This window comes from Methylosinus sp. RM1, from assembly GCF_011378635.1.
Classification (GTDB): Bacteria; Pseudomonadota; Alphaproteobacteria; order Rhizobiales; family Beijerinckiaceae; genus Methylosinus; species Methylosinus sporium.
In genome coordinates, this window is record NZ_WOVC01000014.1 from 62,069 (window position 1) to 86,764 (window position 24,696).

General features: G+C 67.1%; 26 protein-coding genes. 12 read left to right on the top strand and 14 right to left on the bottom strand.

The genetic code is table 11. The features are described from left to right. Positions 1 to 165: 165 nt before the first annotated feature. Entirely contained in the window at positions 166 to 579 is a 414-nt protein-coding gene (locus FMZ75_RS11790; RefSeq protein WP_166142980.1) for a DUF2794 domain-containing protein, read from the top strand. A gap of 72 nt (positions 580 to 651) precedes the next feature. Here FMZ75_RS11790 and FMZ75_RS11795 read toward each other — a convergent pair whose 3' ends face one another. Then, positions 652 to 1,425, bottom strand: coding sequence for a Bax inhibitor-1/YccA family protein (locus FMZ75_RS11795; RefSeq protein WP_142863037.1), 774 nt, complete (start codon positions 1,423 to 1,425; stop codon positions 652 to 654). Positions 1,426 to 1,799: 374 nt separating this feature from the next. Here FMZ75_RS11795 and FMZ75_RS11800 point away from each other — a divergent pair, with 374 nt between their 5' ends. Then, positions 1,800 to 2,474, top strand: a complete 675-nt coding sequence (locus FMZ75_RS11800) for a hypothetical protein (protein WP_246659854.1) — start codon at positions 1,800 to 1,802, stop codon at positions 2,472 to 2,474. A gap of 22 nt (positions 2,475 to 2,496) precedes the next feature. On the opposite strand, the gene FMZ75_RS11805 is transcribed toward FMZ75_RS11800, so the two are convergent. Continuing rightward, a complete protein-coding gene (locus FMZ75_RS11805) occupies positions 2,497 to 3,357 on the bottom strand; it encodes a lytic transglycosylase domain-containing protein (RefSeq protein WP_246728914.1) in 861 nt (286 codons plus the stop codon). Positions 3,358 to 3,614: 257 nt separating this feature from the next. Between FMZ75_RS11805 and FMZ75_RS11810 the strand changes: the two genes are divergently transcribed. The 4 genes from FMZ75_RS11810 to FMZ75_RS11825 all read left to right on the top strand — a co-directional run bounded on the left by FMZ75_RS11810 (position 3,615) and on the right by FMZ75_RS11825 (position 10,372). After that, complete coding sequence (locus FMZ75_RS11810) at positions 3,615 to 5,153, top strand: YifB family Mg chelatase-like AAA ATPase (protein ID WP_166142982.1); 1,539 nt, start codon at positions 3,615 to 3,617, stop codon at positions 5,151 to 5,153. A 149-nt stretch (positions 5,154 to 5,302) separates the two neighbouring features. Next, positions 5,303 to 7,063 carry an ATP-binding protein gene (locus tag FMZ75_RS11815; protein ID WP_166142985.1) on the top strand — a complete coding sequence of 587 codons (1,761 nt, stop codon included), beginning with the start codon at positions 5,303 to 5,305 and terminating at the stop codon, positions 7,061 to 7,063. Between the two features lie 166 nt (positions 7,064 to 7,229). Beyond that, positions 7,230 to 9,266, top strand: coding sequence for an OmpA family protein (locus tag FMZ75_RS11820; protein ID WP_166142987.1), 2,037 nt, complete (start codon positions 7,230 to 7,232; stop codon positions 9,264 to 9,266). A 188-nt stretch (positions 9,267 to 9,454) separates the two neighbouring features. Next, entirely contained in the window at positions 9,455 to 10,372 is a 918-nt protein-coding gene (locus tag FMZ75_RS11825) for a GNAT family N-acetyltransferase (RefSeq protein ID WP_166142989.1), read from the top strand. Positions 10,373 to 10,413: 41 nt separating this feature from the next. On the opposite strand, the gene FMZ75_RS11830 is transcribed toward FMZ75_RS11825, so the two are convergent. Next, positions 10,414 to 11,205, bottom strand: coding sequence for a class III extradiol ring-cleavage dioxygenase (locus FMZ75_RS11830; RefSeq protein WP_166142991.1), 792 nt, complete (start codon positions 11,203 to 11,205; stop codon positions 10,414 to 10,416). 125 nt (positions 11,206 to 11,330) lie between these two features. On the opposite strand from FMZ75_RS11830, the gene FMZ75_RS11835 reads away from it, so the two are divergent. The 5 genes from FMZ75_RS11835 (at position 11,331) to lpdA (ending at position 15,166) form a co-directional block, all read left to right on the top strand. Next, positions 11,331 to 11,537: a hypothetical protein gene (locus FMZ75_RS11835; protein WP_246728916.1), complete on the top strand. Its 207-nt coding sequence runs from the start codon at positions 11,331 to 11,333 to the stop codon at positions 11,535 to 11,537. A 190-nt stretch (positions 11,538 to 11,727) separates the two neighbouring features. Continuing rightward, positions 11,728 to 11,928, top strand: coding sequence for a 50S ribosomal protein L35 (rpmI, locus tag FMZ75_RS11840; RefSeq protein WP_018264712.1), 201 nt, complete (start codon positions 11,728 to 11,730; stop codon positions 11,926 to 11,928). Positions 11,929 to 11,974: 46 nt separating this feature from the next. Beyond that, the gene (gene rplT / locus FMZ75_RS11845; protein WP_018264711.1) at positions 11,975 to 12,340 is read left to right on the top strand and encodes a 50S ribosomal protein L20; all 366 of its coding nucleotides are present in this window, start codon (positions 11,975 to 11,977) and stop codon (positions 12,338 to 12,340) included. Between the two features lie 39 nt (positions 12,341 to 12,379). Beyond that, positions 12,380 to 13,627, top strand: a complete 1,248-nt coding sequence (locus tag FMZ75_RS11850) for a hypothetical protein (RefSeq protein WP_166142993.1) — start codon at positions 12,380 to 12,382, stop codon at positions 13,625 to 13,627. 102 nt (positions 13,628 to 13,729) lie between these two features. Next, a complete protein-coding gene (lpdA, locus tag FMZ75_RS11855) occupies positions 13,730 to 15,166 on the top strand; it encodes a dihydrolipoyl dehydrogenase (protein ID WP_166142995.1) in 1,437 nt (478 codons plus the stop codon). A gap of 261 nt (positions 15,167 to 15,427) precedes the next feature. On the opposite strand, the gene FMZ75_RS11860 is transcribed toward lpdA, so the two are convergent. The 4 genes from FMZ75_RS11860 to FMZ75_RS11875 form a co-directional block, all read right to left on the bottom strand. After that, entirely contained in the window at positions 15,428 to 15,796 is a 369-nt protein-coding gene (locus tag FMZ75_RS11860) for a PRC-barrel domain-containing protein (protein WP_166142997.1), read from the bottom strand. Positions 15,797 to 15,870: 74 nt separating this feature from the next. Then, the gene (locus FMZ75_RS11865; protein ID WP_246728917.1) at positions 15,871 to 17,229 is read right to left on the bottom strand and encodes an anion transporter; all 1,359 of its coding nucleotides are present in this window, start codon (positions 17,227 to 17,229) and stop codon (positions 15,871 to 15,873) included. Positions 17,230 to 17,312: 83 nt separating this feature from the next. After that, on the bottom strand, positions 17,313 to 17,774 hold the full coding sequence (locus FMZ75_RS11870) for a carboxymuconolactone decarboxylase family protein (protein ID WP_166142999.1): 462 nt from the start codon (positions 17,772 to 17,774) through the stop codon (positions 17,313 to 17,315). Next, entirely contained in the window at positions 17,771 to 18,196 is a 426-nt protein-coding gene (locus tag FMZ75_RS11875) for a cupin domain-containing protein (protein ID WP_166143001.1), read from the bottom strand. The genes FMZ75_RS11870 and FMZ75_RS11875 overlap by 4 nt, the downstream gene beginning before the upstream one ends. 96 nt (positions 18,197 to 18,292) lie before the next feature. Between FMZ75_RS11875 and FMZ75_RS11880 the strand changes: the two genes are divergently transcribed. Beyond that, on the top strand, positions 18,293 to 19,699 hold the full coding sequence (locus FMZ75_RS11880) for a PLP-dependent aminotransferase family protein (RefSeq protein WP_166143047.1): 1,407 nt from the start codon (positions 18,293 to 18,295) through the stop codon (positions 19,697 to 19,699). 6 nt (positions 19,700 to 19,705) lie between these two features. Here FMZ75_RS11880 and coaA read toward each other — a convergent pair whose 3' ends face one another. The 7 genes from coaA to hisB form a co-directional block, all read right to left on the bottom strand. After that, positions 19,706 to 20,671 (bottom strand): type I pantothenate kinase, encoded by a 966-nt coding sequence (gene coaA / locus FMZ75_RS11885; RefSeq protein WP_166143003.1) that lies wholly within the window; start codon positions 20,669 to 20,671, stop codon positions 19,706 to 19,708. Continuing rightward, a complete protein-coding gene (locus FMZ75_RS11890; protein WP_166143005.1) occupies positions 20,668 to 20,994 on the bottom strand; it encodes a phosphoribosyl-ATP diphosphatase in 327 nt (108 codons plus the stop codon). The genes coaA and FMZ75_RS11890 overlap by 4 nt, the downstream gene beginning before the upstream one ends. After that, on the bottom strand, positions 20,991 to 21,764 hold the full coding sequence (hisF, locus tag FMZ75_RS11895) for an imidazole glycerol phosphate synthase subunit HisF (protein WP_018264699.1): 774 nt from the start codon (positions 21,762 to 21,764) through the stop codon (positions 20,991 to 20,993). The genes FMZ75_RS11890 and hisF overlap by 4 nt, the downstream gene beginning before the upstream one ends. A 368-nt stretch (positions 21,765 to 22,132) precedes the next feature. Beyond that, a complete protein-coding gene (gene hisA, locus FMZ75_RS11900; RefSeq protein WP_166143007.1) occupies positions 22,133 to 22,882 on the bottom strand; it encodes a 1-(5-phosphoribosyl)-5-[(5-phosphoribosylamino)methylideneamino]imidazole-4-carboxamide isomerase in 750 nt (249 codons plus the stop codon). After that, complete coding sequence (gene hisH, locus FMZ75_RS11905; protein ID WP_166143009.1) at positions 22,870 to 23,517, bottom strand: imidazole glycerol phosphate synthase subunit HisH; 648 nt, start codon at positions 23,515 to 23,517, stop codon at positions 22,870 to 22,872. Before hisH ends, hisA begins: the two co-directional genes overlap by 13 nt. After that, entirely contained in the window at positions 23,514 to 23,987 is a 474-nt protein-coding gene (locus FMZ75_RS11910; protein ID WP_024880713.1) for a DUF2628 domain-containing protein, read from the bottom strand. The genes hisH and FMZ75_RS11910 overlap by 4 nt, the downstream gene beginning before the upstream one ends. Positions 23,988 to 24,002: 15 nt before the next feature. Then, on the bottom strand, positions 24,003 to 24,596 hold the full coding sequence (gene hisB, locus FMZ75_RS11915) for an imidazoleglycerol-phosphate dehydratase HisB (RefSeq protein ID WP_142863019.1): 594 nt from the start codon (positions 24,594 to 24,596) through the stop codon (positions 24,003 to 24,005). Between the last annotated feature and the right edge of the window lie 100 nt (positions 24,597 to 24,696).

A 24,696-nucleotide genomic window follows, 5' to 3' on the forward strand; every position in this document is an offset into this window, starting at 1 on the left:
TAGGCTAGATATTGGTCGCCTCCTTTGGCGGACAAGGGGCTCGATATTGGCGAAAATGTGAAATCTCGTCTTTTGCGCGCAGGACCGATCGTCGCCGGATTGTCATCTTTGTCTTGCCCTCCCGCATTTGCCGCGCGATCATGCGCGAGAAATGGGGACAGCGGCATGAGCGAGACGGAGACGACCGAACCCAGCAGGCGGCGCGGCCTGCTCGCCGTCGTGGCAGGCCGCGGGACCAACGACAAGGATCGCCCGAAAGCCGCGCCCGAGAAAAGCGCTCCGCTCGTGTCCTTCGACCGGCGCGAATTGCGGCTCTTGCTCGATCTCTACGGCGCCAAGGTCGCCGCCGGCGAATGGCGCGATTATGCGATCGATTTTTCTCCCGGCAAGGCCATGTTCTCGATCTTTCGCCGCGCCAGCGAGGCGCCGCTCTATCGCATCGAGAAAAACCCCGAGCTCGCCCGCCGCCAGGGCGCCTTCTGCGTCGTCGCCGCCGGCGGGCTGGTGATGCGCCGCGGCCACGATCTCGCGCGCGTCGTCGCCGTGCTGCAGAAAAAGCTGGAATTGGTGCGCGATTGAACTTTCGCCGAAGCAAAAAAGGCCCCGCCGGAGCGGGGCCTTCTCATTCTCTGTCGCTCGCGCGTCGCGCGATCAGTCGTTGCGCTCGCCGAAGAGGTAGAGCAGCGACTGGAACATGTTGATGAAGTCGAGATAGAGCGACAGCGCGCCGAAGATGCTCTGCTTCGCCACCACCTCGTGACCATAGCCGGCGCTCTGATAATAGCCGTCCTTGATCGACTGCGTGTCCCAGGCGGTGAGGCCCGCGAAGATGAGCACCGACAGGATCGACAGAGCGAACTGCATCACGGTGCTCTGGAAGAACAGATTGACGAGGCTCGCGAGCACCAAGCCGATCAGGCCCATCACCAGGAAAGAGCCGAAGGCCGAGAGATCGCGCTTCGTGGTGTAGCCATAAAGGCTGAGACCGCCGAAGGCCGCAGCAGTGATGAAGAACACCTTGGCGATCGACGCGCCGGTGAACACGATCATGATCGACGACATCGACAGGCCCATCACCGCCGAGAAGGCGAGGAACAGGTTGCGAGCCGTCGCAGCGGAGACGCGGTCGGCGCGAAAGCCGAGAAAGAACACGAACGCCAAGGGCGCGAGCATCACCGCCCATTTCAGCGGGCTCGTGTAGAGCATCTGGCCGAAGGGGGTGAGCGCGATCTGCCGGCCGCCTTCCTTGGCGACGGCGAGCATATGCGTGCCGAGCGCCACCAGGCCGGTGACGCCGAGACCCAGCACCATGTAATTGTAGACGCCGAGCATGTAGGCGCGCAGGCCCTGGTCGATCTCGGCCGTGCCGGCTCGGGAGACGCCGCCCCGATAGCCGAAGCTCGTGTTGCGGTCGAAATTGGACATAGCATCCTCTCGTAAAAGGCCGCGCGGCCGGTCATCCGGCCAATCGGCGCGGTCCTCGCCGCCGAATATGGCGTGCGAGCGGAGGAAAAACAAGAGTCCGCGCGGCAAATCCGGCGAAGTCCGCGCCTCGTCCAACAAGCTTCAAGAAAAACATGCAGTATTGATCGCCCGCCGCGTTCGAAAACTATCGCGGGCGATGGGAAGAGCGCAGATCGCTCCACTCGCCGCTCGCGCCGCCCGCTCGCGCTCTTGCCGCTCCCGGAGAATGCGCTAACATGCCGCATTGTCGCGGGCGGCGAGCGACCGGGTCTCGCGATCCGGCTCTCGTTTCGTCGTCGGAGCGAGCCTGTCCGGGGAAACGAGGCGCGCACAAAATGCTCCATGGGGGAATCATCATGCCCGACAGCGGTCTTGCCCCGTTCTGGCGGTCGATCGATGGGTTTCTACGCTCTGCGACTCGTTTCTCTCCGCCCGCTCTCCTCGTCCTGCTGCTGACGCTGCTCGCCGCGGCGTCGCCCGCCTCGGCGCATGGCCGGCTCGGCTCCGCCGAAGGGCGATGCCGCCTGTTCGTCGGCCCCGACATCATGAATTTCACCGGCTATCTTCCCGACGCCTCGAAAAACGAGTTCTGCGAGGATATTCCGGCGACCGGCCACACCATCATCGCGCTCGACGCCGAGCAGGACGAGCTGCGCGACATGGCGGTGGAGATCCGAATCGTCAAAGACGTCGGCGGCGAGGAGAAGGAGAATGCCGATATCGACGCGGTCACTGTCGCCTATCGCGGTCCGCGCCTCTATCCGACCGGCACGATCAATTTCGAGCACTATTTTCCCGACGCGGGCTATTTCGTCGGCATCGTCACCGTGACCGGCGAGCATGGCGAGCGATGGGTGTCGCGCTTTCCCTTCTCTGTGGGAATGAGCTTCATGCGCACGCTCCCCCTCTATCTGCTGATGGGCATAGGCGTCGTCGCCATGTTCTTCGTCTATCTGCGGCATCGGCCGATACATCCGCTGAAGACGGCGGACGCCGAGCCGGCGGAATAATCCGCCGAGCCGCGAAGGCCGCTCAGTCGCCGGCGCCTCCGATCTTCTCGGCGAGCAGCGCGATGGTCTTGGAATAGACCTTCGCCTTGTTCCATTCGAGCAGCGCGGGGAAATTGGGCTCGCCCTCGTTCCAGCCGGCGCCCGGCTTCCAGCCGGAGCCCTGCAGGAAATTGGCGGTGGAGGCGAGCACATCCGCCGTGTTGTGAACGAGATCGCGCTTGCCGTCGCCGTCGAAATCGACGGCGAATTTCAAATAGGACGAGGGCATGAACTGCGTCTGGCCGATTTCGCCGGCCCAGGCGCCGCGCATTTGCGCGGGATCGAGATCGCCGCGCTGGACGATGCGCAGAGCGTCGAGCAATTCGCCGCGGAATTTTTCCGAACGCCGGCAATCATAAGCGAGCGTCGCCAGCGCCCGAATCGTCGCGAAATCGCCGAGATAAGCGCCGAAATCCGTCTCCAGCCCCCATATGGCGACGAGAACCGGCCCCGGCACGCCATATTTCTGCTCGATGCGCTTGAACAGCGCCGCATGTTTCTGCAGCAGCGAGCGCCCCTTGCGGACGCGAAACGAATTGGCCATGCGCGCCGAAAATTGCTCGAAAGTCTGGCGAAACACCTTCTGCCCGCGGTCGTGCGAGATCACCGAGCGATCATAGAAGACGTCGCCGAGCGCCGCATCGATCGTCGGCTTTGAAATTCCCGCCGCCGCGGCCTCTCGCTCGAAGCCGCCGAGCCAAGCCTCGAACCCCTCGCCATTGCGCCCGCATTCGGCCGCTCGCGCGCTCGCCGCGCCCAAGCCCGGCGCGAAGCCCAAAACCGAGGCGCAGGCCACGACAGCCGCAACGCCAAAGACCGACGTCTTTCGTTTTTTCCGAGCCATTTCGCCTACCCGCGTTCAGGGAAATTCGCGCTCTTTAGGTCACGCGAGCGCGGCCGCACGATGGCGTCGTTTCGCAAATCCTCAAAAAACCCATCCTGCTCGTCCGGCCGGCGAGACTAGCTCTCGCCGGTTAGCGGGCCGTTGCCGAAGCGCGGCAAAATTTCGTTCTCATATTGTTCTTGCCGAGGCGGGGCGGCGCGTCTACTATGGCGACGTTTGCGTCTGAGCGATTGGAAAACGGGTTCGGAGCTGTCGCCATGGTGGTCAGGGTCTCGACGGTCGCCTTCGAAGGGATCGAAGCCAAGCCGGTCGACGTTCAAGTGCAGATCGCCAGCGGCAATGTGGTGTTCACGCTCGTCGGCCTCGCCGACAAGGCCGTCGCCGAATCGCGGGAGCGGGTGCGGGCGGCGCTCGTCGCCTCCGGACTCGCGCTGCCGGCCAAGCGTATCACCGTCAATCTCGCGCCGGCGGACATGCCCAAGGAAGGCAGCCATTACGATCTGCCGATCGCGCTCGGCGTGATGGCGGCGATCGGCGCCATTCCGTCGGACGCGCTGGACGGCTTCACCGTGCTCGGGGAATTGGGACTCGACGGCGCCATCGCGCCGGTCGCCGGCGTTCTGCCCGCCGCGGTCGCCGCCAATATGCGCGGCCAAGGGCTCATCTGCCCGCGTCAATGCGGGCCGGAGGCCGCCTGGGCGTCCAACGAAATGGAAGTGGTCGCGCCGCGGTCGCTGATCCAGCTCGTCAATCATCTGAAAGGAACGCAGGTTCTCTCCCGGCCCGCGCCGGCGGTGCGCGCCATTGCGGCGGGCCTGCCGGACCTCGCCGACATCAAGGGCCAGGAGAGCGCCAAGCGGGCGCTGGAAATCGCGGCGGCCGGCGGCCACAATCTGCTGATGAACGGCCCGCCCGGCGCCGGCAAATCCATGCTGGCGGCGCGGCTTCCGTCCATATTGCCGCCGCTGTCGCCGCGGGAGCTGCTGGAAGTCTCGATGATCCATTCCGTCGCCGGCGAGATCGCCGGCGGCGAGCTCACCGATCGGCGGCCGTTTCGCGCGCCGCATCATTCGGCCTCCATGGCGGCGCTCGCCGGCGGCGGCTCCCATGCGCGGCCGGGCGAGATATCGCTCGCCCATAATGGCGTTCTGTTCCTCGACGAATTGCCGGAGTTTCAGGCGCAGGCGCTCGACAGCCTGCGGCAGCCGCTGGAGACCGGCGAAATCCTCGTCTCGCGGGCCAATCACCGCGCCGTCTATCCGGCCCGTTTCCAACTCGTCGCGGCGATGAATCCGTGCCGCTGCGGCCATGCGCTCGACCCCGGCTTCGCCTGCCGCCGCCAGCCCAATGAGCGCTGCGTCGCGCAATATCAGGCGCGGCTCTCGGGCCCGCTGATCGACCGTTTCGATCTTCGGATCGAGGTTCCGGCGGTCTCGGCGGCCGATCTCGTGCTGCCGCCTCCGGCCGAGGGCTCGGCCGAGGTCGCGGCCCGCGTCGCCGCCGCGCGCGACCGCCAGCGACGACGTTACGAGAAGCTCGGCCTTCCGGGCGACGCCACCAACGCCAGCGCTCCGGCGAGCGCGATCGAGAAAATCGCGGCGCTCGACGCCTCTGGGACGGCGCTGATCCGCGATGCGGCCGAACGTCTGGCGCTCTCGGCGCGCGGCTTCCATCGCGCGCTGAAGCTCGCCCGCACCATCGCCGATCTCGACGGCTCCGAGGCCGTGACGCGTCGCCATCTCGCCGAAGCGCTCGCCTATCGCGGCGGCTCCGCCCGCGCACGGGTCGCCGCCTGAGCCGGAAAAAGTCCGGCTTTTTCGAGAGCCTGCGCAAGCCTTCATTAGCGAAGCGCCGAGGTTCGGCTCGCGCTTCCCCCGCCAATTCATACTTTCTCTCGATTGTCGTGAAACAACGAGGTCGATCGAAAAGGTTCTGGACCGCCCGAATGCCTGCTGTTCCCTCTTGCGTTCTCATCGCGCTCGCTTCTCTCGCGGCCTTCGCCGCGGCGGGCTGGCTGTGGCTCGCGCGCGCGCGCCGAACGCGCCGGCGCCGAGCGGTGGAGACCGAGCTCGAGGGATTGCGCGACGAAATCTGGGAGCTGCGCGCCGCCGCCGCCGCGCGCGACCGCGCCGAAGCCGCGAGCCAGGCCAAATCGCGCTTCCTCGCCACGGTGAGCCATGAAATCCGCACGCCGCTCAATGGCGTGCTCGGCCTCGCGCAATTGCTGGCGGCGACGCGGCTCGACGCCGAACAGGCGAGCTATGTGGAGGCGATCGCCGCCTCCGGCCGCTCGCTCGCCCAGCTCATCGACGATATTCTCGACTTCTCCAAAATCGAGGCCGGCAAGATCGAGCTCGAGGTCGAGCCTTTCGCGCTCGCGCCGCTGGTCGAGGGCGTCGTCGAGCTGCTGGCGCCGCGCGCCCAGGCCAAGCATCTCGAAATCGCGAGCTATATCGCGCCGGACGCGCCGGAGACGGTCGCCGGCGACGCCGCGCGCGTGCGCCAGGTGCTGGTCAATCTCGCCGGCAACGCCGTCAATTTCACCGCGAGCGGCGGCGTCGGCCTGCGTGTCGAGCGCGACGCCGAGGGCGCGCTCGTGTTCCGCGTCGCCGACACCGGCCCCGGGGTCGCGCCGGCGGCGCGCGACATTATTTTCGAGGAGTTCGAGCAGGGCGACGGCTCCTCGACGCGCCGGCACGGCGGCACCGGCCTCGGCCTCGCCATTTCGCGCCATCTCGCCGCGCTGATGGGCGGCCGACTGGAGATAGAAGAAAGTTCGGGCCGCGGCGCCGTCTTCGCCTTCACTTTGCCGCGCGGCCCGCACGCGCTCTTCGACGACCGCGCGCGCGAGCGCAAGCGGCCGCTCGCCGGAGCGCGCGCATTGATCGTCTCGCCGACGATTTTCGAAGGGCCCTTCATGGCCGAGATTTTGCGCGGCGCCGGCGCGCAGGCCGAGATCGCCGACGACGAGACGCGAGCCGCGCGCCGCCTCGGCGAGGAGCCGGATGGCCGCTTCGACACGGTCGTCGTCGATTGCGCCTTCGGCGAGGCGGCGACCGAACGTCTCGCCGACGAGGCGCGACGCGCTGGCGCCGGCCGCGTCTTCCTGATGTTCTCGCCCATGGAGCGGCGCGCCTTCGGCGAGGCGGCGCTGCGCCATTTCGACGGATGGCTGGTGAAGCCGGTGCGCGCGGCCTCGCTCGTCGAGCGCCTGTCCACAGCGCCGCCGCCGACCCGCAACGACGCGGATTTCGTCGCGCCGCCGCCGACGCTCTCGGGACGCCGGGTGCTCGTCGCCGAGGACAATGACGTCAATGCGCTGATCGTCTGCCGCCATCTCGAGAAGCTCGGCGCGCTGGTCACGCGCGCGGAAGACGGCGCCCGCGCCGTCGAGCTGGCGCGATCGGCGATCGGCGGACGCATCCGGCCTTTCGACGTCATTTTGATGGATGTGTTCATGCCCGAGCTCGACGGCCTCGAGGCGACGCGCCTGATTCGCGCGGAGGAAGCCCGCATGGGCGCGCGGCGCCGCCCGATCGTCGCGCTCACCGCCAGCGCGCTCGAGGAGGACGAGCGCGCCGCGCGCGGGGCCGGAGTCGATTTCCTGCTGACCAAGCCCGTCGAATTCGACGCGCTGTCGGCGGCGATCCTCCAGGCGATCGAGGACGCGCGCCGCCCGTCGGCCGGCGCGCGCGAGGCGATCTGACTTTCCCGCCCCACGCTTCGCCGCAGCCACAAAAAAGAAAAAATTTCGCCCTGCGCCCGCGCCACAACCACAGCGCGGGGATTGCGACGACGGACGCCCGACTCGTCGAGAACGACGATCGTGGCGCACGGCAAATCGTGGAGAATGGCGAATCTTGGAGAACCGAATGTCGAAACGAAAAAATTTGCTGCTCGCGGGGCTGATGACGCCGTCATTGGCGCTCGGCCCGCAGGCCGGCGTCGCGCCGGCCGCGGCGGCGCAAGGCCTCGTGCTCGCGCAGGCCGCGCCGCAAGGCTTCGATCCCGCTCACGAGAAGCGCTCGCCGCCGCAATCGCCTCGGCCGCCGGCAGCCCGGCCTGCCCCCACGGCTCCGCCGGCGGCGCCGTTCCATCCCGCGCCGATCCAGCATTCTCCCGCCGCGCCGCCGCCCGAACCGCGCCCGGCGCCGCAGCCCGCCCCCTATCCGGGAGCCGGCGTCCCGCCGATGGCGCATCCGCAAATGCGGGCGGCGCCCCCACGAGAGCCGCGCGCGCCGGCGATCATCCAGGCGCCGCAGCAGGCCGCGCCGATCCAGCGAGCTCCGCCGCCTCATGCGGCGCCCATGCCGGCCGTCGTCCCGACGCCGCGTCCTTCCGCAGAGCGCCCTCCCGCGCCCGTGGTCGCGCCACCCGCCGCGCAGCGGCCCTCTGTTTCGCCATCGGCGCCCCCTGCCCCCAGGGCGCCGTCCCATCCCACGGCCCCGCCCGCCAATGGCGCCGATAACCTCCCTCCGACCGGACCCGCCGGCGCGCCGGCGCATCTCGGCGGACCGCATTCGGCGGCCCCGCCCGTAGGAAACCAGGGCGGCAATTTCCTGCCCTCCGCCGCTCCGCCCGGCGGAGGCGCGCCGCAGCCCAACGGCCCGCCGCCCGGAGGCCCGGCCGATCATGCGGGCGCCGGCGGACGCTTCCTGCCCCCGGGGGGCTCCGGCGCCGTTCCGCCCGCCACACCATCCGCCGCAGCCCCGACCGGCATGGTTCCCAGTGCGGCAGTCCCCGGCGCCGCGGGCGCGGCTCATATTCCGCCCCAGGCCGGCGGCGCTCATGGAGCCGCCGCCCCGGCTCCGCCTCTCGTCTCACAACCGACTCCGCCTCTCGTCTCACAACCGACTCCGCCTCTCGCCTCACAACCGGCTCCGCCTCTCGGCCCACCGCCGGCTCCGCCTCACGGCGGCGGGCCACGCGTGTCGCCGGCGGCTGCGGCGGCGATCGGCGCGGCGGCCGGCCTCGTCGGCGGCTTCGTGTTGAGCCAGCCCGGCGCGCATCGGCTCGACGATGTCCATGCCCGTCGCCAGCAATTCGAGCGTGACGGCGTGCTCGTCGTGCAGGAGCCCGGCCGCACCATCGTGCGCGAAGGCGGCGGCGCCTTCATCCGTCACGACGAGAACGAGCGCTTCCGCGAGCTCGGCGGCAATTTGCGCAGCGAGCGTCACGGCGAGGAGTTTGTGAGCGTCTACGCCCGCCGCGATGGCGGCGAGGTGCTGACCTACACCGACGCCAATGGCGTGCTGCTGCGCCGCCTGCGCCGCTTCCCCGACGGCCGCGAGATCATTCTCATCGACAATGGCTTCCGCGGTCCGCCGCGCGGCTTTGCGGAGGAGGTGGTCGTGCTGCCGCCGCCGCCGGTGGAAATCGCGCCGGACGCCTATGTCGTCGATTACGGCGCCGCCGACGAGCGTCTGATCTATGAGACGCTGACGGCGCCGCCGCTCGCGCCCATGCCGCGCCGCTACACGCTGGACGAGATTCGCTACAGCCCGTCCGTGCGCGCCTATACGCGCAGCGTCGATATAGACACGATCAATTTCGACACGGGCTCCTGGGCGATCACGCCGGATCAGGCGCAACGTCTCGTATTGGTCGCGGAGGCGCTCAACGAGGCGATCAAGCGCAATCCCGCCGAAGTGTTCCTGATCGAAGGCCATACGGATGCGGTGGGCTCGGACGTCGACAATCTGTCGCTCTCCGATCGCCGAGCGCAGGCGGTGGCGACGATATTGTCGCGCGACTTCGGCGTGCCGCCGGAAAATCTGACGACGCAAGGCTATGGCGAGCAATATCTCAAAGTGCGGACGCGAGGCCCCTCGCGCGAGAATCGCCGCGTGACCGTGCGTCGAATCACGCCGCTGCTCTCCGGCCCGCAGGCCGAGACGCACCGACGCTGAGGAAAGACGAAAGAGACGGCGCGCATCTTTGCGCGCCGTCTCGATGAGCCGCCCGCGCGATGCGAGCCCGAAGGCTCGCGGTCCAAACGCCGCACGTCGTCACAAAAGCTTCGCCCGCTCGTGATCTAACGCGCTGATCCGAAGCGCTCGAAAGCGCGAGCGCGACACGAGCGGAGACGATACGCGAAATGTGGGCGATCCACGCCGACGCCGGCCGCAAGATCATCGCCGGCGCTTTTCCCCTGCTGCAGCCGCAAAATCTCCTGAAGCCGAAAAAGAACAAGCATGACGGACTCGACGGCGCGCTCGCGCGGCTCGGCTCGCTCGAGGTGCGGCTCGCCAACGGAAAAAAAGAAATCCGCAAGGCGCAGCGGCTGCGCTTCAAAGTGTTCTTTCGCAAGGGCGGCGCAATTCCCGACGCCAAAGCCGCGATCACGCGGCGCGACGCCGATCGCTTCGACAAATTCTGCGATCATCTCATCGTCATCGATCATGCGGCGCGCACGCGCTTCGGCAAGATCAAGCCCAAAGTGGTCGGGGCCTATCGGCTGCTACGCGACGATGTCGCGCAGAAGAAGAGCGGCTTCTATTCCGCTGGCGAATACGACATTGCGCCGCTCCTCGCCCGCCACGGCGGAACGCGTTTTCTCGAGCTCGGCCGCTCCTGCGTGCTCGAGCAATATCGCAGCAAGCGCACGATCGAGCTCTTGTGGCGCGGCATTCTCGCTTATGTGCGGCATCATCGCATCGATGCGATGATCGGCTGCGCGAGTCTCGAGGGCGCCAATCCGCTCGCTCATGCGGCGGCGCTGAGCTTTCTCGCGCATCATGCGCGCGCCGACGAGGATTGGCGCGTGAGCGCGCGGCGCGAAATGCATGTGCCGATGGAGATTCTGGCGAAAGAGGCCGTCGATCCGCGCAAGGCGATGAGCGCGCTGCCGCCGCTGATAAAGGGCTATCTGCGCTGCGGGGCCAAATTCGGCGACGGCGCCGTCGTCGATCGCAAGTTCAACACGACGGATGTGTTCGTCGTCTTGCGCGTCGCCGAGATCGATGCGCGCTATCTCGATCATTTCGGACCGGCGGAAGCGCGCGACGCGGCGTGAACGGTCAGCGGCCCTTCCCGACGCGCGATCGGGAATGGCTCTCAGCCGAAGGCGAAGCCGGAAATCGCCTTGCTCATGACCGCGTCGCGAAAGACGCGGCGTCCGGCGTCCGCTCCAGCGGAGCCGGCGACGACCATCAGCGGCAGAAGATGCTCCTCGCGCGGATGGCACGCGCGCGCAAAAGGCGCCGCGCTCCACTGCGCGAGCAGCGCATTGCGCGCCTCCGCGCTCGGCTTCGTCGCGGCCTCGGTCAGCCAGGCGTCGAAGCCGGCGGCGGCCTTCGCCTCGCCGTCGAAGAAAGTGTGCAGATTGTGGAAGCTGTTGCCGCTACCGAGAATGAGAACGCCCTCATCGCGCAGAGGCTCTAGCGCCGCGCCGACGCCGATGTGAAAGGCGGGATCGAGATCGTCGCGCAAAGACAGAGTGAGAATCGGGATCGTCGCGCCGGGATCGACGATCAGCATGGGCACGAAGACGCCATGGTCGAAGCCGCGCGCGGCGTCCAGCGCCGTCTCGACGCCGGCCGCGGCCAGCAGACCTCGCGCCCGCTCGGTGAGTTCCGGCGCGCCGGGCGCGGGATAGCTCAGGCGATAGGTGTGCTCGGGAAAGCCGTAGTAATCGAAGATCATGTTGGGCGCTCTCGCCGCGCCAAGAGTGACCCGCTTCTCCTCCCAATGCGCCGAGACGATGAGAATGGCGCGCGGACGCTCCGGCAGAGAGGCGAGCAGGCCGCTGAGATAGGCCTTCAGCCCCTCGAAAGCGCTAGCGATGGGGCCGTCGAGCCAGAAGCAGGGGCCGCCCCCGTGAGAGATGAAAATCGTCGGCTGCCGCATCCAAGCCTCCGCTGCATGTGACCTGCAGATAGGCCGAGCGAGGCGCCGCCGCAATGCGGCGCGCCCTTTTCCCCGCCGCGCACGCTTTTATATGAGCGCACCGAGGATTTCTGGAGGACGAAGCGATGCATTCACAGATCACCGGATTGAAAGTGGCGGCGGTCATCTTCGGCCTTATGGCGCTCGGACAGGCGGGGCGGCTGGCGACGCAGCCGGACATTCAGGTCGGCGGCGCCTCCATGCCGCTATGGCCGAGCGCGGTGGCGCTGATCGTTCTGCTCGGCTTGTGCCTGTGGCTGTGGCGGCTGGCCAAGCCGCAGCGCGGGGCGTAGACCGTCTCAGAACAGCCACGCCGAAGGGCTTTGGCGCGCGGGCTTGCCAACCTCCTGTCTTTCCGCTTATAAGCCGCGCTTCCGAACCGCCCGGCCAGTGATGGGCTGCCGTGGCGGTTCTTTTCGCTCGCGCGAATAAAGCGCCGGGAGACCGGCGCGCAGAACAGGGCCTCGAGCCCAGGAGAGCAAAATGCCCAAGCTGAAGACCAAATCGGGCGCCAAAAAGCGCTTCAAGATCACCGGCACCGGCAAGGTGGTCTACGCCCAGAAGGGCAAGCGCCACGGCATGATCAAGCGCACCAACAAGCAGATCCGAAATCTGCGCGGGACCTCCGTCCTGTTCAAGACGGACGGCGACAACGTCAAGAAGTATTTCCTGCCCAACGGCTGAGCTTCTCCCCTTCCCCCGATTTCGGATTTCCTGAAAGGATCATGTCATGGCTCGCGTCAAACGCGGCGTCACCTCGCACGCCAAGCACAAGAAGACCCTGGATGCCGCCAAAGGCTTCTACGGCCGTCGCAAGAACACCATCCGCGCCGCCAAGGCCGCGGTCGATCGCTCGATGCAATATGCGACGCGCGACCGCAAGGCCAAGAAGCGCGTCTTCCGCGCCCTGTGGATTCAGCGCCTCAACGCCGCCGTGCGTGAGCTGGGCCTGACCTACAGCCGCTTCATCGACGGCCTCGCCAAGGCCGGCGTCACGGTGGACCGCAAGGTTCTGTCGGAGCTCGCCATCACCCAGCCGGAAGCCTTCAAGGCCATCGTCGAGAAGGCCAAGGCCGCGCTGCCGCAGACGGCCTGATCCGTCGGCGCCGACGCTTCGACGCGGGAATCCTTTCGGATGAAATGGTATTCCTGCCTGAATGCGTCGGCTCTCGACCGCTACGCCGAGCATTTGCGCGTCGCCGCCCGCACGGCGATCGACATAGCGGGGCTCGAGCCGCATCTCGTCTTCGATGGCGAAGCGGACCGGCTCCGCGCCAGTCTCGGCCATGACGCGCCCGTCCATATCCATAGCCGGCGCTCCGGCCTCATCGAGGCCATAGAGGCGACGCCGGAGACGCCGGACTGGAGCCGCTCCATCGCCGCCGGCGCCTTTCTGCGGCTCGAAATTCCCCTTATCGAGACGAAGGACGAATTCGTCCTCTACACCGATTGCGACGTGCTGTTCGCCCGGCCGGTCGAGCTGTCGCCGCTGCGGCCGCGCTATTTCGCCGCCGCGCCCCAGCACGAGCCGCATGAGTGGTCGCAATTCTGCTCGGGCGTGCTGCTCCTCAACATCCCGGCCATGCGCGCCGAATATGACGCGCTGCTGCGGCGGGCGCGGGATTTTCTCGGTCTCCCGCATCATTACGATCAAGAAGTCCTCAATGCGCATTTCGCCGGGCGCTGGGACCATCTGCCGCTCGCAATGCATTGGAAGCCCTATTGGGGCGTCGAATGGAGCGCATCCATCGTGCATTTCCACGGCCCCAAGGCGAAGGATGCGCGCCGTCTCGCGGCGGCGCCGCCCGGCGACGATCTTCTCGGCCAGCTCTATCGGCGCGATCCGCGCGGCTATGCGCATTTTCTGCGCTTTCACGACATGGCCGCGCGCGCCCATGAGCACGGCGAGCGCATTGGCCCCGCGACGCTGGCGCCCTTGCGGCTCGAAGCGGCCATCGATTCCGGCGGCCGCGCTCTGCGCCGGCTCTGGTCCGGCCTGCGCGCTCTGGCGTCCGTAGCGCCGCACCACGGGGAGCCCACCCACAGGCTGCCTCCCGAAGCGACCTGCGCCGAAGTCGCGACGCTCGAGAATTTCGACGAGCGCGCCTATCTCTACGCCAATCCCGATGTGGCCGAATCGGTGCGGCGCGGCCGCATCCTCTCCGGTCGCGCGCATTTTGCGCGCTATGGCCGCATTGAAGGACGCGTGCAGATGATTCCGCACGACATCCTCGCGACGCCGGCGAATTTCGACGCCGAAGCCTATGTCGCGCGCAATCCCGATGTCGCTTTTCTGATCGCGCGCGGCCGCTATTCTTCCGCCCGCGCGCATTTCGAGCGGCGCGGGCGCGCCGAGCGGCGCCGGCAGCTGACGCGGCCCTGACGCCTCGCGCCTATGGCGCCCGGCGCGCGCATCGGCCACATATGAGAGCGCAGCGGCTCGAAGGGAATCATTCGAGCGGCGCTGGCGGTCGCGAGGGCTTCCATGGCCAACTCTTATGATCTCATCGTCATCGGCGGCGGACCGGGCGGCTATGTCGCCGCCATCCGCGCCGCGCAGCTCGGGCTGAGGACGGCCATTGTCGAGCGCGAGCATTTGGGCGGCATTTGCCTCAATTGGGGCTGCATTCCCACCAAGGCGCTGCTGCGCTCGGCCGATGTCTTTCGTCTCGCGAAACATGCGAAGGATTTCGGGTTGCGCATAGGCGGCGAGGTCTCCTTCGACGCCGAAGCGCTGGTGAAACGCTCGCGCGCGGTCGCCGGGCGGCTCAACGCCGGCGTCGAGTTCCTGTGCAAGAAGAACAAGATCGATGTGATCTGGGGCGAGGCCGCTCTCACCGCGCCGGGCGAGATTCGCGTCGCCGCGCCCAAGGGAACCGCGCGGCCTCAACTCCCCAAGCCGAAGAATATCCTCGGCGAAGGCGTCTATTCGGCCAAGCACATCATCGTCGCGACCGGCGCGCGGCCGCGCGCTCTGCCGGGCCTCGAGCCGGACGGCGAGCGTATCTGGACCTATTTCGAGGCGCTGCTGCCGCCCGCGATGCCGAAATCTCTGCTCGTCGTCGGCGGCGGCGCGATCGGCGTCGAATTCGCGTCCTTTTATTCGACCTTCGGGGCGCAGGTGACGCTGGTGGAGGCGCTGCCGCAAATCCTGCCCGCGGAGGACGCGGAGATCGCCGCGCTGGCGCGCAAATCATTCGAGAAGCAGGGGATAAAAATCATCACCAGCGCCAAGCTCGCGAAGCTCGACAAGAGCGACAATGGCGTCGTCGCGACGATCGCGGCCGAGAGCGGAGAGCAGCGCATAGAGGCCGAGCGCGTCATCTCGGCCGTCGGCGTCGTTCCCAATAGCGAAGGGCTGGGGCTGGAGGCTCTGGGCGTGAAGACCGATCGCGGAATCATTCTCACCGACGGTCTCGGCCGCACCAATATCGCGGGCGTCTATGCGATCGGCGATGTCGCCGGCCCGCCCATGCTCGCCCATAAGGCGGAGCATGAGGGCGTCGTCTGTGTGGAGGCGATCGCCGGCCTGTCGCCGCATCCGATCGAGCGCACGCGCATTCCCGCCTGCACCTATTGCCATCCGCAGATCGCCTCGGTCGGCCTCACGGAAGCGGCGGCGAAAGCGGCCGGACGTGAGCTGAAGATCGGACGCTTTCCCTATATCGCCAATGGCAAGGCCATCGCCATGGGCGAGACGGAGGGCCTGGTAAAGACCATTTTCGACGCCAAGAGCGGACGCCTGCTCGGCGCGCATCTCATCGGCGCGGAGGTGACGGAACTGATTCAAGGCTTCGTGATCGCGATGAATCTGGAGACGACAGAGGCGGAGCTGATGGAGACCATTTTCCCGCATCCGACGCTATCGGAGACGATGCATGAGAGCGCGCTCGACGCCTTCGGGCGGGCGATTCATATTTGATGAGAGCGTGTCATCGTTTCGAGCTGAAAATAAAACCCTCCTCGAACAAGCGTTTCAACCGAGGATGCAATCGAGGGGGACCCTCGAGCGCCGACATGAGCGCGTCCCGGCCTGCCGCATCCAAAAGGATGACCTGGCAATCCGGGACGGGTTCGCGATTCTCCGTCGAACGCTGCTTCTTCGTACAGGAGCGTTTAGCCGTTTTGCTCGGCTAACCCCGAAGACCGATATTGTCGAGGGTAGCGCCTGTGCGGCGCCTCGCTACCGCCCCGCGCCCTCCCAATAGGGCGCCGCGCCGTAATGAGCGTGGATGCGCGTCTCCCAGTCGCGATCGGCCCAGCTCGACTCGTCATATTCGGGCGCGTCCTCGAGCAGATGCTCGGTCACCGAGGTGACATAGCGGCGCTGATCGACGTCATAGCAGAGCGCATTCCAGGGCACGGCGTGATGACCCTTGCGCAGGCACATGAAGCCGCAGAAGTTGACGATGGCGTAGCGCGCCTGGCCGGTCGCAGGATCGATCATCAGATGATCGATTTCGCCGATCTCCTTGCCGCTCTGATCGAAGACCTTCGCGCCGACGATATGCTCGCTCGAGATCATGTGGAGCTTCGGGATTGCGGTCGCCATTTTCGACCTCCCCTCGTGAGCCCCCGGCCCGCTCTGCATAAAAAACGCGGCGCGAGACGAAAAGTTGCCTCGCGTCACAGAAACCATGCGCCGAAGGCGATGGTGACGAGCGTGAGCGGCGCGCCGATCCTGAAATAGGCCCAGAAGCCGATGGAGACGCCGGCGGCGCGGGCGCGCTCGGCGACGATGAGATTGGCGACCGAGCCGATGAGCGTCAGATTGCCGGCCAGAGTCGAGGCCATGGCGACGACGAGCCAGGCGTGCTGCGGATCGGCCGCGCCGGCGAGGAAAGGCTTCAGCGCCAGCACCGCCGGCACATTGCTGACGAGATTGGAGAGAACCGCCGACACCACCGCCAGAACGCCGGCGTTGGCGAGATCGAAGCGGCCGACGGAAGCGACCGCCTCCGGCGTCAGCACAGTGGTCTCGAGTCCCTCGACGACGATGAACAGGCCGACGAACATCAAGAGCAGCGGCCAGTCGATCTCGCGATAGACCTTCTCCGCCTTCACATGGCGCGTGACCAGCAGCAGCGCGCCGCCGACGATAGCGACCTTCGCCACCGGCTGGCCGGCGAAGAAAAGCGCCATCATGGCGAGCGTCACCAGCACCGATTTGACGACGAGAAAGCCGCGCGCACGCGCAGGCGCAGGCGCCGCAACGGGCAGTCTCTCGCGCGTGAGAAACTCGCCGCGGTAGAACAGCGCCACCAGCGCGAAAGTGGCGAGCAGGCCGAAGGCGGCGACCGGCCACAGCGCCGCGGCGAAGGCGCCATAGGGAATATGCGACAGGCCGCCGATAATCATGTTCTGCGGATTGCCGGTGATCGTCGCCACGCTGCCGACATTGGAGGCCATGGGCACGGCGAGGAGATAGGGCAGCGGATCGCGTTTCAGCCGGCGCGTCAGCTCGAGCGTCAGCGGCGTCATCACCAGGCAGATGGCGTCATTGACGAGAAAGGCCGAGAAGGCGCCCGTCACCAGCACGATGGCGGCGAGCAGAGCGAGCGGCGTCTTCGCGCGCGCGACGACGAAATTGCTCGCCAAGCGAAAAAATCCGGAGAGGCGCAGATTGGCGACGACGATCATCATGCCGAGCAGCAGCGTGATCGTGTCGAAATCAATGGCGCGATAGGCCTCGTCCAGCGGCAGCACGCCGAGCCCGACCATCAGGCTGGCGCCGAGCAGCGCAGCGCCGGCGCGATCGAGCCGCAGCCCCGGCGCCTCGCCGAGCGCGATGACGAAATAGGTCGCCGCGAAGACGATGACGGCGGCGACATGCGTCCCATCCGGCGCAGCCGCGAAGAACAGCACGGCGAGCCGGGCGAGCAGCGTCACGCCCGCGGCGGCCAAGAGCGCGCCGAGGAAGACGAGCGCCACCGCGACGAGCGCGGCGGTGAAGGACGAGCTTTTTTCGTCGCCTGAATCGAGCATGATATCGCAAGGCCGGAACGGAACGCCTCGCTGGGCTTAGCGCGTTGCTCCGTTCCGGGCCAGAGCGTATGTCGGCCGCGCCGTCACCCCTGCGCGGCGCGCTTCACCGCGGCGGGCGTCGCGCGAAAAGCGATGGCCATGCGGTTGTAGGCGTTCATCAGGCTGATCGCGAGAGTGAGATCGGCTAGCTCCTTCCCGGAGAATTGCGCCGAGACCGCCACGAATTCCGCGTCCGGCACGGTGGTCTCGGCGACCTTCGTCACCGTCTCCGCCCAGGCGAGAGCGGCCCGCTCACGCTCCGAGAACAGCGCCTCCGCCTCGCGCCAGACCGAGACCAGCGCGAGCTTTTCCACGGAAAAGCCTTCAGCCACGAGCGCGCGCGTATGCAGATCGAGACAATAGGCGCAGCCGTTGATCTGCGAGACGCGCAGATAGACGAGCTCGGCGAGCGCCTTGCCGAGGCTCGCGCCGACATAGCTATGCACGGCGCCGAGCGCCTTCATGCCCTCGGGCGCAGCGTGATTGTAATCGAGGCGGCTGGTCATTCTCTCTCTCCTGCATCGGGAAGGGTCAGAAGCGTCTCACTCGAATCGACCACGAAGATAGCGAGCAATCGCGCCGGCTCTGTGTCGCTCGCGTTCTCGCTCACCACATGGACCGCGCCCGGCGGCTCGAACCAACTCTGGCCGGCGCGGAAAAGTTCCGCCGCGCCCGCGCCCGCGCCCGTGGCGCTGCGCATCGCGCCAGAGAGCACATAGGCGTAGATGAACCCGGAAGCGGCGTGGCGATGCGGCGGCGATTTGCCGCCGGGCGGATAGACGACCAGCACGCTGACGAGGCTCTTGCCGGGCAGATTTGGAATTTCCGCGCGCGACAGAAGAGTGACCTGCGGGCCGGAGGCGTCATGCGCCGCGGCGGGCGGCGCGAGGGCGAGCAGACCGAAGAGAAAAAATGCGATATGGCGCATGGCCGGGCTCCATACATTCGGGGCGAGCGGACCATGCGCGCCAGTCGAGCCAGAAAAAAGCATCGAGACTTGCGCGAATTCTTGTACCATTCGCTCATGCAGCCGCTGCCGATCGACATAGACCGCGAGGCGAAGACGCCTCTCTCCGAACAGATATACGCCGCCATTCGCGCGGCCATCGTCGAGCGGCGGCTCGCGGCCGGCGCGCGCCTACCCTCCTGGACCGATCTCTCCGCTCAGCTCGGCGTCGCGCGCGGCACGACGCGAGCGGCCTATGAGCGGCTCGTCGACGAGCAATTGGCGGAGGCCGACGGAGCGCGCGGCACCCGCGTCGCCGAGCGCCCGCCTCTGGACCCGAGGCAGGCCGAGGCGCCCGCTGCGCCGCCCCAGTCATGGCCGTTTCAGGATTACGAGCGCGCGCCGCTGCTCTTCCGTCCCTGCCTTCCGGCGCATGACGCCTTTCCACATGCGCAGTGGTCGCGGCTCTCGGCGCAGGCCGCCCGCGCCGCCGCCGCCGCGCCGCTCGCCTATCCAGATCCGCGCGGCGAGATGGAACTGCGCCGCACGATCTGCGCCTATCTCGCCGTAGCGCGCGGACTCCATTGCGCGCCGGCGCAGGTGATCGTGACGACGGGCTATTTCGGCGCGCTCGGCCTCGCGCTGCGCGCTCTGCCGATCTCAGGGCGCGAGGCCTGGCTCGAGGATCCGGCCTTTCCCGTCACGCGCGAGGCGCTGCGTTTCGCCGGATTGAAGATCGTCCCCGTCCGGGTCGACGCGCAGGGCCTCGATGTCGCCGAGGCCGTCCGGCGAGCGCCGCGCGCCGCTCTCGCCGCGGTGACGCCGAGCCAGCAGGCGCCGCTCGGCATGGCCATGTCGCTTCCGCGCCGGCTCGCGCTGCTGCGCTGGGCGAGCAAGACGGGCGCTCATGTGATCGAGGACGACTATCTCGGCGAATTGCAGCTCGACGGCCGCGCCGCGCCGGCGCTCGCCTCGCTCGACCGCGACGGCCGCGTCGTCTACGCCGGCACATTCAGCAAGACGATGAGCCCCGCGCTGCGGCTCGGCTTCCTCGTCGCGCCGCCGGCGCTCGCCGCCCGCTTCGCGCAGATCGCCGCCTGCCTCGCGCCGGCGCCAGCCCCTGCGACGCAGCGCGCGGTCGCAGCCTTCATCGCCGAGGGGCATTTCCTGCGCCATTTGCGGCGCATGAAACGCCTCTATGCAGCGCGACGACATGCGTTGACGATCATGCTACGCGAAGCTGCGGGCGAAGACGCGAAGATTTCCGCCTGCGCCCTCTCATTGAAGCTCGATCTGCCGGAGGACGCCGACGATCTCGCCATCGCCGCGCGCGCCGTCGTCGCCGGATTGGCGCCGGCTCCGCTGTCGCCATGGTATGCGGAAGAGCCGCGGCCGCGCGGCCTGCTGCTCGGCGTCGCCAATATTCGCGAGGCCCGCCTCGCGGAAGATTGCCGACGGCTGCTCGCGCTCGCGCGCGACGGCTGACGCGCGTCACAGCTTGCGCAGCGCGACTTCCTCTATGCGATGGTCCGCGCCCTTGGTCAGCACCAGGCTGGCGCGCGGGCGCGTCGGCGAAATGTTGCGGCGCAGATTTTCGAGATTGATGCGCGTCCAAATATCCTTGGCGACGCGCATGGTCTCGTCATCGCCGAGATCCGCGTATTTCTTGAAATAGGAGAGTGGATCGCGGAAAGCCGTCTCGCGCAGGCGCTGGAAGCGCTCCACATACCATTGCTCGAGCACATTCTCCTCGGCGTGCAGATAGACCGAGAAGTCGAAGAAATCCGAGACGAAGGGAATTTCGCGCCCATCCTCGCGCGGACGGCTGGCGAGCAGGACGTTCACGCCTTCTACGATGAGAATGTCCGGCCGATCGACATAGAAGAATTCATCGGGCACGACGTCATAGGTCAGATGCGAATAGACCGGCGCCGCGACATTGCGCTGGCCGGCCTTCACATCGGAGAGAAAGCGCAGCAGCGCGCGATTGTCGTAGCTCTCGGGAAAGCCCTTCTTATCCATGAGGCCGTCGCGCTCGAGCACGGCGTTGGGATAGAGAAAGCCGTCGGTGGTGACGAGCTCGACCTTCGGCGTGTTGGGCCAGCGCGACAGCAGCGCCTTGAGAATGCGCGCCGTCGTCGATTTGCCGACAGCGACCGAGCCGGCGACGCCGATGATATAGGGCATCTTGCCGTCCTCGGCCCCCAGAAATCGCTGCGTCGCTTTGAACAGTCCCTGCGTCGCCGCGACATAGAGCGCGAGCAGGCGCGAAAGCGGCAAATAGATCTCGATGACCTCTTCCAGCGAAATCGGATCGTCGAGCGATTTGAGCCGCGTGAGATCGTCGATCGTGAGCGTGAGCGGCGTGTCGGCGCGCAGGCTCGCCCATTCGGCGCGGGTAAAGCGCCGATAGGGCGACAACGCGACGCCGGCCCCCAGATAAGCATCGGCGTTCATTTCCGCTCTCCGCGCGACGCTTTTTCCGCATGGCCGGATTGGACGGTGCGCGTCTCCAGCTCGGCGAGAACTTCCGCGAGCGAGACGCCGCCGGCCTCCAGCAGCACGAGCAGATGATAGAGCGTGTCGGCGGCCTCGCTCGTCAGATTCTTTCGGTCGCCCTCCATGGCGGCGATGACGGTCTCCACCGCCTCCTCGCCGAATTTCTTGGCGATGCGGTGCGTTCCGGCCTCGAACAAGCTCTTGGTGTAGGATTGCGCGGCGTCTGCGCCCCGCTTCGATGCGATGATCTTCGCGAGATCGGCGAGGGTGAAGTCGCTCATGAGGGCTCCAGGCCGTCGAGACGCATCGGTATGCCCGCTTTCGCCATATATCGCTTCGCCTGCGGGATGGTGAACTCGCCGAAGTGGAAAATAGACGCCGCGAGAACGGCGGAAGCATGGCCTTCGCGCACGCCTTCGACGAGATGATCCAGCGTCCCGACTCCGCCCGAGGCGATGACCGGCACATCGACGGCGTCCGCCACGGCGCGCGTCAGCTCTATGTCGAAGCCGATTTTCGCGCCGTCGCGGTCCATTGAGGTGAGCAATATCTCGCCGGCGCCGAGGCTCGTGACCTCCTTGGCGTATTCGACCGCGTCTATGCCCGTCGGGCGGCGGCCGCCATGAGTGAAGATTTCCCAATGATCGCCGACGCGCTTGGCGTCTATGGCGACGACGATGCATTGCGAGCCGAATTTCTCGGCCGCCTCGCGCACGAATTGCCGATCCGCCACGGCGGCGGAATTGATCGAGGCCTTGTCGGCGCCGGCGAGCAGGAGATTGCGAATATCGTCCTCGACGCGCACGCCGCCGCCGACGGTGAGCGGCATGAAGCAGGCCTCCGCCGTGCGCCGCACGACGTCGAGCATGATGCCGCGATTCTCGTGGCTCGCGGTGATGTCGAGAAAGCAGAGCTCGTCGGCGCCGGCGGCGTCATAGGCGATGGCGCATTCGACCGGATCGCCGGCGTCGCGCAGATCGACGAAATTGACGCCTTTGACGACGCGGCCCTCTTTCACGTCGAGGCAGGGGATGACGCGGGATTTGAGCATCAGGCGGCCGAGGATTCAGTGCATTCGAATTGAACGATGCGAAAAACCACGCGCAGTCGTCGTAGCCCGCCATCACCAGCGAATTTCATCGCGATACTCCTCGTGCGATCTAGGCGTCTACCATATCGTATGAAGACGATCTGGGTCACGGACTAGGAAGTACAGGTAAGACAGGAGCATGGCCAGAACGGGAAGCGCTCCCGCTGCGACGAGGACGTATTTCAGTATTACGTCATCTCGGAACAGATAGGCCGCGAACCAATGGGTGGGAGTCGCAATGGCGACAGCCCAAAGCAGCGGCTCCACTGCGCTGCGAACGCGCACCCGCTCAGCGCGCCGTTTCCAAGCCATTCGCTCCGCGTCCGGCCTCATGCCGCCTCCGTCGCCGCCCGGATCAGCGCCAGCGCTTCCGCCGGATCGAGCCGTCCGTCATAGAGCGCGCGGCCGGTGATCGCGCCTGCGAGCTTCTTGCAGTCGGGTTGCAGCAGCCGCTCTATGTCGGCGAGCGAGGCGAGGCCGCCCGAGGCGATGACCGGAATGCTCAGCGCATCGGCGAGCGCCAGCGTCGCCTCTATGTTGAGGCCCTTCAGCACGCCGTCGCGGGAGATGTCAGTGTAGACGATGGCGGCGACGCCGGCGTCCTCGAAGCTGCGGCCCAAATCCTGCGCCGAGACATGGGTGCGGCGCGCCCAGCCCTCGACGGCGACAAAGCCGTCCTTGGCGTCTATGCCCACCGCTATGCGGCCTGGATAGAGCCGCGCCGCCTCGCGTACCAGCGTCGGATCCCGCACCGCCGCCGTGCCGATGATGACGCGCGAAATCCCCTTGTCGAGCCAGCGCGCGATGGTGCGCATCTCGCGAATGCCGCCGCCGAGCTGCACCGGAATCTTTATGTTGGCGAGAATGCCCTCCACGGCGAGCGCGTTCATCGGCGCGCCGGCGAAAGCGCCGTCGAGATCGACGACATGCAGATATTCGAAGCCTTGGGCGGCGAAGGCCTGCGCCTGCGCGGTCGGATCGTCGTTGAACACGGTCGCCGAGGACATTTCGCCTTCGACGAGGCGCACGCATTGACCCTCTTTGAGATCGATCGCAGGAAACAGGATCACGGACGCCACCTCAGAAAATTCGCGATGAGCGCGAGGCCGAGCCTCTGGCTCTTCTCGGGATGGAATTGCGTGCCGACGAGATTGTCACGCGCCACCGCCGCGGTCAGCGGAGCGCCGTAATCGGTCGTCGCCACGATATGGTCGGGCGATGTAGGCAGGAATTGGTAGGAGTGCACGAAATAGGCGTGCAGCCCGTCCTTTCCGGTGGGGATGCCGGAAAAGAGCGCATGCGGGCGCGTCAGCTCCAGCGTGTTCCAGCCCATATGGGGGATTTTCAGACTCTTGTCCGCGGGCTCGATGACCGCGACATCGCCGGCGATCCAGCCGAGGCCGGCCGCCTCGCCATGCTCGAGGCCGCGCGTCGCCATCAGCTGCATGCCGACGCATATGCCGAGGAACGGCCGGCCGCGCTCGATCACCGCCTCGCGCAGCGCCTCGTCCAGCCCGGCGAGGGCGGAGAGGCCGCTGCGGCAATCGCGAAAGGCGCCGACGCCCGGCAGGCAGACGCGCTCGGCCCGGCGCACGACATCTGGATCATTGGTGACGGTGATCTCCGCCCCCTCCCCTTCCCGCGCGGCGCGCTCGAAGGCCTTGGCGGCGGAGTGCAGATTGCCCGACCCGTAATCGATGATCGCCGTCGTCACGCGCGCGGCTCCTCGAACAGGCCGCCGATGACGGAGCGCATCGCCGCCCGGCCGCCGCGCGGCGCCTTCGCTGTCGTCGGGAGGACGCCGGAGGGGCGCCAATTGGCGAAAAACACGTCCTCGGCCTCATCGATCCTAGCCGCGACCATTACGGCGCTCTCCGTGTAACCCTTGCGCTCGAGCGACCAGGCGACGAGACGCGGCCCCTCGAGGCCGAGCAGCAGGCCGAGCGCCAGCTGCAAGACCGAGGCCGCCGCGGGATTGATCCCCAGAGCCGCGCCGCCGCCGAGGATCAGCGCGAGCGCGGCTGTCCATAGGACGGCCGGCAGCCACGCACGCCGCCACAGCAGCCACAAAGGCCCGAAGAGAAAGGCCGGCGTCGAGAAGCCGTCGCGCAGAAAGACGATTCGCTCCGGCGGCGGAGCCTCGCCCGGCGCGGCCTTGGGTATAAGGACGGTGTAGACGGCCATAGGCCCGCCTCCCTTTCAGCCGGTGAGCGTGCCTTTGGTGGAGGGCACCACGCCGCCGCGGCGCGGATCGGGCGCTGTCGCCTTGCCCAAGGCGCGGGCGAAGCCCTTGAAGCAGCACTCCGCGATATGATGCGAATTGACGCCGCGCAGCGCCTCCACATGCAGGCCGATGCGCGCATTGGTGGCGAAAGCCTGGAAGAACTCGCGTACAAGCTCTGTGTCGAACTCGCCGATCTTGGCCGCGGGAAAGGCGACGTCGAAGACGAGGAAAGGCCGGCCGGAGACGTCCACCACGACGCGGGAGAGCGCCTCGTCCAGCGGCACATGGGCGTCGCCATAGCGGGCGATGCCCTTGCGGTCGCCGAGCGCCTGATCCACCGCCTTGCCGAGCGCAATGCCCACATCCTCGACCGTATGATGGCCGTCTATGTGCAGATCGCCCTTGGCGGCGACGGTGAGGTCGAGCGGCGCGTGGCGGGCGATCTGGTCGAGCATATGGTCGAAAAAGCCGATCCCGGTCGAAATATCGGATTTGCCCTCGCCGTCGAGATCGACGGCGACGGCGATACGGGTCTCTTTCGTGTCGCGCTCGTATTTGGCGCTGCGCATGGCTCGACTGGCTCGCGGTGAATCTCGAGGGGCTGGAACGGAATATAGACCGCTCCCTGCGCGGCTTGTAGCAATTCGACGGGCGCATGGCCAGAAGCGT

Excerpts from the sequence above, each read along its gene's own strand:
- rpmI (WP_018264712.1), top strand. The coding sequence starts at position 11,728 with ATGCCCAAGCTGAAGACCAAATCGGGCGCCAAAAAGCGCTTCAAGATC.
- FMZ75_RS11795 (WP_142863037.1), bottom strand. The coding sequence starts at position 1,425 with ATGTCCAATTTCGACCGCAACACGAGCTTCGGCTATCGGGGCGGCGTC.
- FMZ75_RS11830 (WP_166142991.1), bottom strand. The coding sequence starts at position 11,205 with ATGCGGCAGCCGACGATTTTCATCTCTCACGGGGGCGGCCCCTGCTTC.
- FMZ75_RS11870 (WP_166142999.1), bottom strand. The coding sequence starts at position 17,774 with ATGACCAGCCGCCTCGATTACAATCACGCTGCGCCCGAGGGCATGAAG.
- FMZ75_RS11800 (WP_246659854.1), top strand. The coding sequence starts at position 1,800 with ATGCTCCATGGGGGAATCATCATGCCCGACAGCGGTCTTGCCCCGTTC.
- FMZ75_RS11825 (WP_166142989.1), top strand. The coding sequence starts at position 9,455 with ATGTGGGCGATCCACGCCGACGCCGGCCGCAAGATCATCGCCGGCGCT.
- FMZ75_RS11910 (WP_024880713.1), bottom strand. The coding sequence starts at position 23,987 with ATGGCCGTCTACACCGTCCTTATACCCAAGGCCGCGCCGGGCGAGGCT.
- FMZ75_RS11890 (WP_166143005.1), bottom strand. The coding sequence starts at position 20,994 with ATGAGCGACTTCACCCTCGCCGATCTCGCGAAGATCATCGCATCGAAG.
- lpdA (WP_166142995.1), top strand. The coding sequence starts at position 13,730 with ATGGCCAACTCTTATGATCTCATCGTCATCGGCGGCGGACCGGGCGGC.
- FMZ75_RS11850 (WP_166142993.1), top strand. The coding sequence starts at position 12,380 with ATGAAATGGTATTCCTGCCTGAATGCGTCGGCTCTCGACCGCTACGCC.
- FMZ75_RS11810 (WP_166142982.1), top strand. The coding sequence starts at position 3,615 with ATGGTGGTCAGGGTCTCGACGGTCGCCTTCGAAGGGATCGAAGCCAAG.
- FMZ75_RS11875 (WP_166143001.1), bottom strand. The coding sequence starts at position 18,196 with ATGCGCCATATCGCATTTTTTCTCTTCGGTCTGCTCGCCCTCGCGCCG.
- FMZ75_RS11790 (WP_166142980.1), top strand. The coding sequence starts at position 166 with ATGAGCGAGACGGAGACGACCGAACCCAGCAGGCGGCGCGGCCTGCTC.
- coaA (WP_166143003.1), bottom strand. The coding sequence starts at position 20,671 with ATGAACGCCGATGCTTATCTGGGGGCCGGCGTCGCGTTGTCGCCCTAT.
- FMZ75_RS11860 (WP_166142997.1), bottom strand. The coding sequence starts at position 15,796 with ATGGCGACCGCAATCCCGAAGCTCCACATGATCTCGAGCGAGCATATC.
- FMZ75_RS11880 (WP_166143047.1), top strand. The coding sequence starts at position 18,293 with ATGCAGCCGCTGCCGATCGACATAGACCGCGAGGCGAAGACGCCTCTC.
- hisB (WP_142863019.1), bottom strand. The coding sequence starts at position 24,596 with ATGCGCAGCGCCAAATACGAGCGCGACACGAAAGAGACCCGTATCGCC.
- FMZ75_RS11805 (WP_246728914.1), bottom strand. The coding sequence starts at position 3,357 with ATGGCTCGGAAAAAACGAAAGACGTCGGTCTTTGGCGTTGCGGCTGTC.
- FMZ75_RS11815 (WP_166142985.1), top strand. The coding sequence starts at position 5,303 with ATGCCTGCTGTTCCCTCTTGCGTTCTCATCGCGCTCGCTTCTCTCGCG.
- FMZ75_RS11820 (WP_166142987.1), top strand. The coding sequence starts at position 7,230 with ATGTCGAAACGAAAAAATTTGCTGCTCGCGGGGCTGATGACGCCGTCA.
- FMZ75_RS11865 (WP_246728917.1), bottom strand. The coding sequence starts at position 17,229 with ATGCTCGATTCAGGCGACGAAAAAAGCTCGTCCTTCACCGCCGCGCTC.
- hisF (WP_018264699.1), bottom strand. The coding sequence starts at position 21,764 with ATGCTCAAATCCCGCGTCATCCCCTGCCTCGACGTGAAAGAGGGCCGC.
- rplT (WP_018264711.1), top strand. The coding sequence starts at position 11,975 with ATGGCTCGCGTCAAACGCGGCGTCACCTCGCACGCCAAGCACAAGAAG.
- FMZ75_RS11835 (WP_246728916.1), top strand. The coding sequence starts at position 11,331 with ATGCATTCACAGATCACCGGATTGAAAGTGGCGGCGGTCATCTTCGGC.